This window comes from Vibrio sp. 10N.222.52.B7 (assembly GCF_041474275.1).
GTDB classification, from domain to species: Bacteria; Pseudomonadota; Gammaproteobacteria; order Enterobacterales; family Vibrionaceae; genus Vibrio; species Vibrio crassostreae_C.
On sequence record NZ_JBFRTU010000397.1, the window covers coordinates 1 to 714 of the forward strand.

The 714-nt window shown below is 47.6% G+C and carries 1 protein-coding gene; it reads right to left on the reverse strand.

Going from position 1 to position 714, the window contains the following annotated elements:
• A partial coding sequence (locus AB4512_RS23380) for a BamA/TamA family outer membrane protein (protein WP_372175912.1) occupies positions 1–714 on the reverse strand: 714 nt, incomplete at both ends.

Sequence of the window (714 nt, forward strand, 5' to 3'; positions counted from 1 at the left end):
TCTTTATCGCTGTCACCCGCATAGCCAATTCCCGTAAACACCGCGGTTGACCAACGTGGTGTCCACTGTTTGCTTACTTGAACTTCTGCCGCGACCGTGTGTTCACCTTGATAGCGATTGCGGGCGATACCTCTCAGTTCAATGTCTGGGTAATATTGAGGAGAAAGCACTCGTTCGTTGGTCGACAATGATTTGTACTGTCCTCGCAACGCTAAGTTCCACTCCTTGTCTAACTCCCAATAATTCAGCCCTTCCAAATTAAACGTTTGATAGGTGTAATCACTGCCAATGGCATCACCAAACCAAAGGTATTCCGCGACATAGTTGTAGCCTTGCGTCGGATTCAAGAAGCTGTTCTTGCTGTCGTACTCGGCGATTAGACCCAAACCGGAAGAGGTCGGTGACGTGTTGCCAATGTTGTTTAAGATTTCTTGCGCTTTAGGATGATTATTGAGTGAGAGCGTTGGTGCGAAGAACTGTTGAGAAAACCCCAGTAACCATTGGGAGTCGGGTACTCTAAATTGGAGTTTCTGTATCCCGCCCATGCCTTTGAGTCCTAGCTCAACACCTTCGTTTGGATCGAGTGGAGACAAGGCGTTCGGAGAGCTTTGTCTATAAAAGGTCATGTTGATATCGCCATAACCTAATCCACCAAGATAGCGTATTGAGTCCTCATTCCAACTGCGCTTGTGGCCAACAAACGCCATCCAAGTG